Origin of the sequence: Corallococcus terminator, assembly GCF_003611635.1 — a bacterium.
Classification (GTDB): Bacteria; Myxococcota; Myxococcia; order Myxococcales; family Myxococcaceae; genus Corallococcus; species Corallococcus terminator.
Genome location: NZ_RAVZ01000355.1, coordinates 1 through 9,734 on the forward strand (window position 1 = coordinate 1; position 9,734 = coordinate 9,734).

A 9,734-nucleotide genomic window follows, 5' to 3' on the forward strand; every position below is an offset into this window, starting at 1 on the left:
TGACAGGGCCTTCCGCGAGGGGGACCGGGTGGGGTGGCCGGTTGGACCTGGCGGGTCGGGTCCGCGAAGCCCATGGGCCACGCCGGATTCGAGGGGCCATCCCTTCTCGCTCCCAGATGGGAATCCGGTGGCCGAGGGGGTGAAAAGAGGGGGAGAAAAAACGCCAGGGGTATGGTGACATGACCCGACCTTCAGGGTTATGCGGTGCGCCCGCGGCCATGGGGGCGCTACCTACCGGGGACTGGCAAGGCATGGACACTGAACTGGCGGGCATCCTGGGCGCTGCGGCGCGCACGGTGCGAGTGCGGATGGGCCTGACCCAGGCGGACGTGGCGGACCGCATCGGCATGGCGTCGGAAGTGTATGGCCGGCTGGAGCGCGGGCACATGCTGCCGAGCGTGCAGAACCTGCGCCGTCTGTGCGTCGTCCTGAACATCCCTCCGCACAACATGCTGGGCCTGGGCGAGGAGTTCGCGGCCCCGCCGCCGAAGGAGAAGGTCCGGGCGCGCAGCGACGAGGAGCCGCCGGAGATGCGCAGGCTGTTGCGGAACCTGCGGCGTCTGACGCCGGTCCAACTCAAGCTGATGAACCTGGTGGCGTCCGCGATGCAGCAGCAGAAGAAGAAGCCCTGAGAGTGTGAGGCGTTAGACTGTGGCCACCATGGTCGAAGAACTGGTGCGCAGGCTGGACCTCAAACCCCATCCGGAGGGGGGCTACTACCGGGAGACCTACCGTGCGGCCTTCCAGGTGCAGACGCTCCGGGGGCGCAGGTCGGCGGGGACGGCCATCTACTATCTGCTGACCCAGGGCATCTTCTCCGCCTGGCACCGGGTGGTGGGGGCGGATGAGCTGTGGTTGTTCCACGACGGGGAACCCCTGGCGCTGCACCTGATGCACGAGGACGGCCGGCTGGAGACGGCGGTGCTGGGCCGGGATGTGATGAAGGGCGAGCAGCCGCAGGTGCTGGTGCCCGCGGGCGTGCTCCAGGCGGCGGAGACGCTGGGTGGGTACACGCTGGTGGGCTGCACGGTGTCGCCAGGGTTTGAGTTCGCGGACTTCGAATTGCCGGACGCGGAGGCCATCGTGGCCCGCCATCCCGCGCACGAAGCGATGATCCGCCGGCTGTCGAAGCGCTGACGTCCGCCCTGGAAAGGACAAACGGGGCGGAAGGCCCGTGAAGACCTCCCGCCCCGCTTCGTGGTGCATCAATCCCTGTCAGGGGCTCAGGGGTTGTTCTTCACGGTGAAGCTGAAGCTCTGGATGACGAAGTTGTCCACCGCGTCGGTCATCCAGACATCCACGGTGTGCGTCCCATCCAGCAGCTCGCGGGTGTCCAGCTCCGCGGTCCACGTGCCGTTCGGCTGGAGCGTGCCGGCGCGGATGCTGGAGCCGTCCCGCGTGAACGCCACGTTCTTGATGCTGCTCAGTGCATCCGTCACCCGGGCCGACAGGGTGATGACACCGCTGGCCGTGCCGTTGGGCACCGGCGTGAGGAGCGTGGCCGTGGGCGCCTGCGTGTCATAGCGCACGGTGCGTGTGGCGCGGACGGTGCGGCCCGCCTCGTTCGTCACGTCGATGGTGAGCGTGTTCACGCCCGACGCCAGCACCACCGACGTCTGGATTTCCCCGCCGCCGCGCGGAAGCTGGAACATCTGGCTGCCCAGCTTCACGGTGGTCGCGGACATGGAGGACACGCGAATCACATACGGCAGCGTGTGGTTGGCGCGAGGCCCGAAGGTGGCCCCGTCCGCCGGGTCCGTCGTCACGGTGGGGGTGCCGGCGTCCACGAACACATGCACCACGGCCTCCGTCACGTTGCCCGCGGAGTCTGTGGCGCGCACCAGGATGCCCTGCTCGCCGAAGTTGGGCATGCTCACCGGGTGCGTCACCGTGCCGGTGCCGAACTCCAACAGCGTGCTGTTCACCCACTGCGTCTCCACGCGGGTCGGCGTCTGCTCATCAATCAGGCTGGTGACATCCACGATGGCCGTGCCCACCACCTGGCCCTGCACCGGCGACTGGATGGTGATGACGGGCGGGATGCGGTCCACCGTGAGGTTGATCTGCTTCGTGTTGATGCCGCCCAGGTTGTCGCGGCCGGTGAGCTGGATGATGTTCGGGCCTTCCACCAATTCCACCGGCGTGTAGACAAGGCCACCGCTCGCCTCGGGGGTCACCACGACCGGCGCGCCGCCGTTCACGATGAAGGCCGCGTAGGTGATGACCGCGCCGTTGGTGGCGGGCTTCACGAAGCCCCACACGGACAGCGTCGTCTCCCGGATGAACGCGGGCTGGTTGCCCATGATGATTTCGGGCGGCGTGTACGGATAGGCATTGATGATGAGCGTCTGGGCCGCCGTGCTGCCCAGCAGGTTCGGCGGCGTCGCCAGCGTCACACCCGAATACACCGCGCGGTAGTCCTGCGCGCCCGTGACGGTCCACGTGTCCGTGGAGAGGCTCCACGGCAGGGAGAACACGCCGTCGCCATCCGCGTCGTCATCCGCGCCAATCGCGACACCGGCCACGAAGAAGGTCACGACACCCTTCAGCGGTCCCTTCACCACGACGTTCGTCGCATCCACCACCCGGGCCGACAGCAGCGTCGCCTGGCCAATGGTGAGCTGCGCGTTCGCGGCGGGGGTCAGGATGCTGGTGGTCGTCGCGCGGCCCGTCACCGGAGGAGGCGGCGGGGTGTACGTGCGCACGCGCGCGGAGGCCGACACGCCCGGTGCTCCACCGGAGGCGGCCTTCACGGTGACTTCCGACAGCAGCGACGGCAGCAGGTTCGCCGGGGCGCGCACGGTCAGCGTCACCGTGGACTCCGCACCCGACGCCAGGAACACCGTGGGCCGGTTCAGCGTGGCCGTCCAACCGGGGAGGCCGCCCGCGGCGCTCAGCGTGTACGTGTCCGCCTGATAGCCGTGGTTCTTCACCTTGAACGTGTAGGTCGTCTCCTGGAGGGCCGGGTCGTAGATGGGGAACATCTTCGTGTCCTCGCCCACGACGGACACCTCCACGCTGAAGTCACCGAAGCACGCGAGGCCCAGCGACGCGAACGTCGTCGGGATGTCCGGCGTCGCCGTGCCCGAACCCCAGCTCCCGTCCGCCGCCTGCCGCGACTTCAGCCATTCAATCGCATTGAACAGCCGCGCGTTGCTGGCCGGCTCCAGGCCCGCGAGGCACATCGCATACACCGTGATGCCCGTGTCGAAGTCGTTGGACGCGTTCGTGGGAAGGCTGCCCCAGCCCTTGCCGCCCACCGGCGCCATCGCCGTCAGTTGGTTCGCGAGGGTGGTGATGGCGGCCGTGTTCACGTTGTTGGTGCCCGCGCCGGCGGCCTTCAGGCCCACGATGGCCCAGGACTTCTGGAAGATGTACGGCATGCCGTCGCCGACGACGGACGTGTCGTTGTTGTTGAGGTTGGCGCGCAGGTACGCCGCCGCCTTGTCGATGGCCGTCTGGTATTGCGCCGCCTTGGCCGGGTCCACGCGCTGCTTCGCCTGCGCGAGCATCACGATGTAGCGCGCCGTGATGGGCACGTTGCCGTGATTCACGGGGAAGCCGCTGTGGTCCTCCGGCCAACGGCCGCTGGCCTGCTGGATGCCCAGCGCCCAGTTGGCCGCCATCACCAGCGAGCTGCTGTACTGGGTGGACACGTACTGGTCGTAGCCCGCCAGGCCGAACGACGCCCAGCTCGTCTTCGAGTTCGGGTAGGCGGTGCCTTCGTGCAGCCAGTTCCCCGCGGGCTTCTGGTCCGTCTTGATGCGCCCGGAGATGAACTCCAGGTTGCCCAGGATGGTGCGGCCGGTGGAGGGGGTGGTCTGGGCCATGTTGTAGCCATTGGCCTTGGCGCTCGACAGGCCGAACACCGCCGCGCCCTGACGGTGGCACGCGATGCAGTTCTGCGACGTGGTCCAACTGGCCACGTCCGCGCTCAAGAACTGGATGGCCTTCTGCGTGGCCTCCGTGTTGGTGGCAGCGGCCGCCGGCAGGCTGAAGGCCGACAGCAGCAGCGCCGCGAACACGGCGAGGCGCGCCGCCCAACGGGGCGACGAACGGGAGACGGCAGATGTCATGGATGCATCCGAGGTGTGGGTGAGCACGCCCCGAACGCGGAAACGCCGGCCCCCCGGACACACGCCGGCCCGCCCACCCGCGCGTCACTGCTGGCGCCCCGGTGGTTCGGTCCGATGTCTGACTGGAAGGAAGCGCCCCGCCCAAAAGACGTGCGGGGCTAGAATACTGTAGCTTGGCTGGAAATGTCCAGGGTGGGGCAAAGACCTTCAAGCCCTGAATTCAAGGACATACAACCAAGCGAGCGAGTCTGTTGAGACTCACTCTCCCTGTTTACCGCTGGTGCGCTGCCACAGCTCGCGCAGCAGGATGACGCCGAACTGGGAGTCGTTGAGGATGTAGCGGCGCCACAGGCGCTTGGGCTCGTTGGTGAGGCGGTAGAGCCACTCGAAGCCGGCCTTGGCGATCCACTCCGGGGCGCGCTTGGCGGTGCCGGCGATGAAGTCGAACCCCGCGCCGATGCCGATGGCCACCGTGGGGCCCAGCTTCTGGGCCACCTGCGAAATCCACACCTCCTGCTTGGGGCTGCCCAGGGCGACGAAGAGCAGGTGGGGGTCCTGTTCGCGGATCTTCGCCACGATGGGATCATTCTGCGCGTCGCCCGCGTCCAGGTTCACCATGGGCGAGTCCCAGCCCACGACCTCGATGCCGGGGTACTGCGCCTGGAACTGGCGGCCCACCTTCTCCGCGACGCCGGGGCCGGCGCCCAGCAGGAAGATGCGCCACTTGCGCTCGGCGCCCAGCTTCACCAGGGGGAGGATGAGGTCGGAGCCGGCGATGCGCTCAGGCAGGGGCACGTCCAGCATGCGCGAAGCCCAGACGATGGGCATGCCGTCCACCACGGAGATGGTGGCCTTGGAGTACGCGTCACGGAAGCGCGTGTTCGTCTCCGCCAGCACCACGTGGTCCACGTTGGCGGTGAAGACGTAGCCGCCCTGGTGCGCGTCCACCAGGTCCCCGATGGCCTGCACGGCCTCCGGGAACGTGAGCTGGTCGATGGCGAGGTGGCCGATGCTCAGGCGCGGGCGGGGAGAAGCGGCGGCGGGGGCGTGTGCGGTGGTCAAGGCAGCGTCTCACTTCACCGTGAGGTCGAGCACGGTGATGGAGTAGGGGGGAAGGCGTTGTGACAGGGCCTGTTCGGCCTTCGTTCCGGTGGCCTGTTCGGTGAAGCCACCCGGCGCGCCCGAGTAGCCCAGCACGCGCACGGTGTTGAGCGTGCCGCAGCCCTTGAACTCCAACTGCGCCTGGGCGGCCTGTTCGGGATCGAAGTTGAGGAGCACGGCGGTGAGCTTCTTGCCGGACGCATCGCGGGACGCGAAGAGGCTGGTGCCCTCCGGCGCGGTGGTGGGCAGGGAGATGTCCTGGAAGCGGCCGCCCTTGCCGTCGAAGTCGCGGTACGCGCGGAACGCCCAGAACGTGGGGCTGCTGTCCGGCGGGTACTGCCAGAAGAACGCGGAGGTGAGCCCCTGCTGGCCGAAGCGGCCCAGGGCCTCCGCCTGCGCGAGTCCCCCGCTCATGTGCTTGAGCGCGCCGAAGTTGTACTCGCCAATGGACATGCCCCGGCCGGGGTAGTTCTCCGCGATCCACTGCTTCACGCGGGGGATGAGCTGGATGGGTTCGCCAATCCAGGACTCGTCCTTGTAGGTGGGGTCCCACAGCGCGCGCGTGGAGCGGATCCGCCGCGCGTTGGTGTCCGGGTCGGTGGCGCCTTCCAGGCCCAGGCCCACGTTGCTCTGCGGGTAGAAGTGCACGTCCACCACGTCCAGCACGCGCACGCCCGTCTTCTTCTCGTGGTCGCGCAGCGAGCGCAGGTACCAGGGCAGCAGGGCCACGTCGCCGTGGGCGCGCCGGTCGGTGTACGGCGGGCGGCCGGGGGCGAAGTCGGCGGCGGACCAGAAGTAGTTGGTCCAACCCCACTCCGCGGGGCCGGCGATGACGGCCTCTGGATCCGCGCGGCGCACGACGGTGCCGTAGTCGATGGTGCGCTTGAGCAGCTCGTCGTAGCCCAGCGGTTCGGGGTGCACGTCCCGGTGCGTGGAACTCCAGAGGGCGGGCTCGTTGTCCAGGATGTACATGTGGACGCCGCGCGCGCCGCCGCGCTTGGAGTCGGCCTCGCGCAGGGAGCGCACCCAGTCGGAGATGAACTCCGGCGGGGCCTGGATGCTGGTGGTGGCAGGCAGGCCCGGGGGCAGGGGCGTGCCGTCGCGGCGGATGCCGTTGCCGCCCGCGGGCTCCGTTTCGTCCACGGCCTGCTGCGGGCCGAACTCCGACACCGGGAAGCCGACGGAGGACGTGTCCTTGGCCACCCAGCCAATCAGGGGCAGCGTGAGCGCGGACTGGGTGTTGTTCTTGCGGTTGGACTCCAGGAAGTCATCCGCGCCGAAGCCCAGTTGCACGTTGCGGAAGTACCAGTCGTTGCCGGTGTTCCACGCGCGGCCCAGCTTCCAGTTGTAGCGGGACGTGGGGTTGCCGCCCCAGCGGCGGATGGTGGCGCCCAGCTTCCACTGGTGGGTGTCCTGCGTCTCCCGGTTGCCGTCCAGCGCGATGCCGTAGATGAGCGGGCTGATGGGGCGCGAAGGGGCGGCGCAGTCGATGACCATCTTCGACTCCTTGCCCGCGCCCCGGCCTGCTCGGCCACCGCCCGCGGCGCGCGCGGCGGCGATCTCCGGGGACAGCGGCACCAGGGCCACCTTGTCGAAGAGCACCCAGTCGCGGGCCACGTCCTTCGACGCGCGCATCACCAACCGGTCGAAGGGGAGGCTGCGCGGGTTGAGGACCTCCATGGGGACGACGACCTCCGCCCACTCGCGGTCCTTCTTGACGATGAACTCCGGGCTGATCCGCACGTGGGGGAACACGGCGGCGCCGGGCGAGTCCAGGCGCACATCCAGGAACTCGCCGTAGGACTCCGGGGCGGTGAAGCGGAAGGTGAGCGCGCCATACGCGCCCCCGAGCTTCGGCTGGTAGAGGATCCACCCGCCGTAGTTGAACATCCGCAGGCGGGCGGGGGCGCTCTTGGGCAGCTCGCGAGGCGCCCAGCCGATGTCCTTCCATCCGGGCTTCAGGCCGCCGTCGTAGATGACCACGGAGGCGGTGGGGTCCTGCGGCGCGGCGGGCGTCGTCGCTGGCTGGGCGTCCTTCGCGGCGGCGGCGCCCTGCTGGGCCATCGCCACGCCGGCGCTGCTTCCGAGCACCACGCACGTGAGGATGACGTTCCGCTTCCACCGCGTCTGCTTCGCACTGTCAGCCATGACCTTCTTCAACGCATCCCCCGGCACGAAACCACCGCCGACTTCGACTCCAGCAACCGACTGCCACTCCAGCGACCGACCGTGACCCCACCGGCCGACCGTCACTCCAGCGACCGACTTCATCGGCCGACCGCGACTGCGACGACCGACCGTTACTCCAGTGACCGGCCGCGACTACAGCGCGACCTCGTCCTGGTCCTTGCGCGGGAAGATGCGCGCGGGGATGCCCACCGCGACGCTGTCCGGCGGCACGTCCTGGAGCACCACGGCGTTCGCCCCGATGCGTGAACGGGCGCCAATGCGCACCGGCCCCAGGATGCGGGCCCCGGCGCCAATCCAGACGTCGTCCTCGATGGTGGGGTAGCCGTTGTCCTTGGCGGTGCCCACGGTGTTGTTGCCGTAGAAGCGCACGCGGTCGCCGATGCGCGCGTCCCCGCCGATGACGATGCCCAGGCTGTGCACGAAGTACACGCCCTTGCCCAGCGTCACGTCCTTGCCAATCTCGATGCCCATCACCGCCGTCTGCGCCACGCGCAGCACGTGGTTGAGCAGCGGGATGCGGAAGGTGATGGCCGCCTCGCGCGCGCGGTTGAGCGCGGTGATGCGGTACGAATCACTGGTCAGCACCACCTTGGCCAGCGACTTCGCGTCGGAGTTGCCGGTGGCGGCCTTCGCCATCTCCACCGCGTCCGAGATGAGGGCTCCGATCATGGTCTTCATCCTTGGGGATTTCCCCGGCCCTGCAGGTAGCGCGCGATGCCCTTCGCGATGCCCCGCAGGCCGCCGGCCTCTGTGCGGGCCCCGCGCAGGTACTCCATGCCGTACGCGACGGACGTCCCCGCGAACGCGGCGCCCTTGAGGCCCAGCTTGTCCGCCATCGTGGACGCGTTCACCACCGCGTGGGTCAGCCGGCGCGACGCCTCCGGCGCCACCACCGCGGAGGCCAGCAGCGGGCGCGACAGGAGGTTGGTTTCAAAGAGCAGGCGCCACGGGTTCACGCCCTTCACGTCCGGGTGCTTCACGGACACGTGGGTGTCGAACATGCCGTAGCGGTGCGCGCGGCGGATCCACTTCTCGAAGCTGACGTGGTCGCTGCCGTGCAGCACGTACGCGTCCGGGGCGAAGAGGAACGCGCAGCCGGCCTTCTCCAGGCGCACGCCCAGCTCCACGTCCTCGGACTGGCCCAGCGTCTTGTCGAAGCCGCCCACGCCCACGTAGTCCGCGCGGGGGAAGGACACGTTGCCGGTGTACAGGTGGTTGCCGCGCGCCTTCGCGCCGGGGACGGACAGCTCCTCGGCCATGCGGTTGTTGAGGTGCGCGTACCAGCGCTCGAACAGCGGCATGTCGCCGATTTCGGGGTCCGGCCGGATGCGGCCCAGCACGACGTTGCGCGAGCCCTCCGGGTGGTGCGTGAGGTGGCGCGCGAGGAAGTCGGAGGCCACCTGCATGTCGTCGTCGGTGACGAGCACCACGGCGCCCTTCGCGGCGATGACGCCCCGGTGCCGCGCGGCGGCGGCGCCCGCGTTCTGCTGCACCTCCACGCGCAGGGCGTAGGGCAGCTTCAATTCCATCAGCGGCCCGCGCACGTCGGTGGCGGAGCCGTCGTCCACCACGACGACCTCGAAGTCCCCGGGCGGCAGCGTCTGGCCGGCGAGCTGCTGGAGCAGCCGCGTGATGAGGGGCAGCCGGTTGTACGTGGCGATGACGACGCTGAGCCGGGGGGCCGGCGCGGCGGAGGAGGCGGAAGGGCTCATGGCTTCTTCTTCTTCTTGTCGCTGTCGGCGCGGCGCTGCTTCTTGGAAGGGCGCGGGAAGGTGACGCTGCCGGCGAAGCGGTCCGCGCCCACGAGGCGCAGCGTCTTCTCCGCGGAGCCGAAGTCCGTCTCACCCAGGGTGATGCACAAGAGCGCGGTGTCCGCGGCCAGGGCCAGCGGCAGGCTGGCCGGGTGGGTGAGCAGCGAGTCGATGACCACGATGACCCGTTCGCCCTGCTCCACGCGGCGGCGCACTTCCTGGACCAGCCGGGGCGCGCCCGCGGGTTCGATGCCGGTGGCGTCCACCAGCCGCAGCGGCGGCTCCGGGTAGGGCGAACCGGCCTCCATCAGCGCCTGGGCCGCGTCCAGCGCGGGCGCGCCGGGGTGGGCCGGGACGACGGTGAGGAAGGTCCACGCGCGGCGATCCAGCGCGAACCACAGCCGCGACAGCTCCGCGGACGGCACGGCGCTGGCCGGTGGGGTCTCCTCGGGAGCTGAGGGCGGGCTCGAATCGGCGGACATAGGAGGCGCGGACGGTATAACGCATGGAGGCGTCACGACCCAACGACCCGGGTGGGCGGGCGAGCGAAGGAGCGCGCCAATGGTCTGCTGTCATCACTGACACCCCCTGTGGGAGCCGGGGTGAGGGCTTCCGG

The 9,734-nt window shown here is 69.5% G+C and carries 8 protein-coding genes; 2 read left to right on the top strand and 6 right to left on the bottom strand.

What is annotated here, in order from left to right:
• The first annotated feature begins 251 nt into the window (after positions 1–251).
• Together D7V88_RS34350 and D7V88_RS34355 are read left to right on the top strand one after the other, a co-directional pair.
• Positions 252–632 (top strand): helix-turn-helix domain-containing protein, encoded by a 381-nt coding sequence (locus D7V88_RS34350; RefSeq protein WP_120544834.1) that lies wholly within the window; start codon positions 252–254, stop codon positions 630–632.
• A gap of 28 nt (positions 633–660) precedes the next feature.
• The gene (locus tag D7V88_RS34355; protein WP_120544840.1) at positions 661–1,137 is read left to right on the top strand and encodes a cupin domain-containing protein; all 477 of its coding nucleotides are present in this window, start codon (positions 661–663) and stop codon (positions 1,135–1,137) included.
• Positions 1,138–1,223: 86 nt separating this feature from the next.
• Here the strand turns inward: D7V88_RS34355 and D7V88_RS34360 are convergent, their stop codons facing one another.
• From D7V88_RS34360 to D7V88_RS34385, 6 genes are all read right to left on the bottom strand, one after another.
• Positions 1,224–4,076: an Ig-like domain-containing protein gene (locus D7V88_RS34360; protein WP_120544835.1), complete on the bottom strand. Its 2,853-nt coding sequence runs from the start codon at positions 4,074–4,076 to the stop codon at positions 1,224–1,226.
• A 258-nt stretch (positions 4,077–4,334) separates the two neighbouring features.
• Positions 4,335–5,138 (bottom strand): exopolysaccharide biosynthesis glycosyltransferase EpsA, encoded by an 804-nt coding sequence (gene epsA, locus D7V88_RS34365; RefSeq protein WP_120544836.1) that lies wholly within the window; start codon positions 5,136–5,138, stop codon positions 4,335–4,337.
• Between the two features lie 9 nt (positions 5,139–5,147).
• Complete coding sequence (gene epsB / locus D7V88_RS34370) at positions 5,148–7,325, bottom strand: GH44 family glycoside hydrolase EpsB (protein WP_120544841.1); 2,178 nt, start codon at positions 7,323–7,325, stop codon at positions 5,148–5,150.
• Between the two features lie 174 nt (positions 7,326–7,499).
• Entirely contained in the window at positions 7,500–8,036 is a 537-nt protein-coding gene (epsC, locus tag D7V88_RS34375; RefSeq protein ID WP_208726643.1) for a serine O-acetyltransferase EpsC, read from the bottom strand.
• Positions 8,037–8,041: 5 nt separating this feature from the next.
• Positions 8,042–9,079: an exopolysaccharide biosynthesis glycosyltransferase EpsD gene (gene epsD, locus D7V88_RS34380; RefSeq protein ID WP_120544838.1), complete on the bottom strand. Its 1,038-nt coding sequence runs from the start codon at positions 9,077–9,079 to the stop codon at positions 8,042–8,044.
• Positions 9,076–9,600: a hypothetical protein gene (locus D7V88_RS34385; RefSeq protein ID WP_120544839.1), complete on the bottom strand. Its 525-nt coding sequence runs from the start codon at positions 9,598–9,600 to the stop codon at positions 9,076–9,078. Before D7V88_RS34385 ends, epsD begins: the two co-directional genes overlap by 4 nt.
• Positions 9,601–9,734 lie beyond the last annotated feature (134 nt).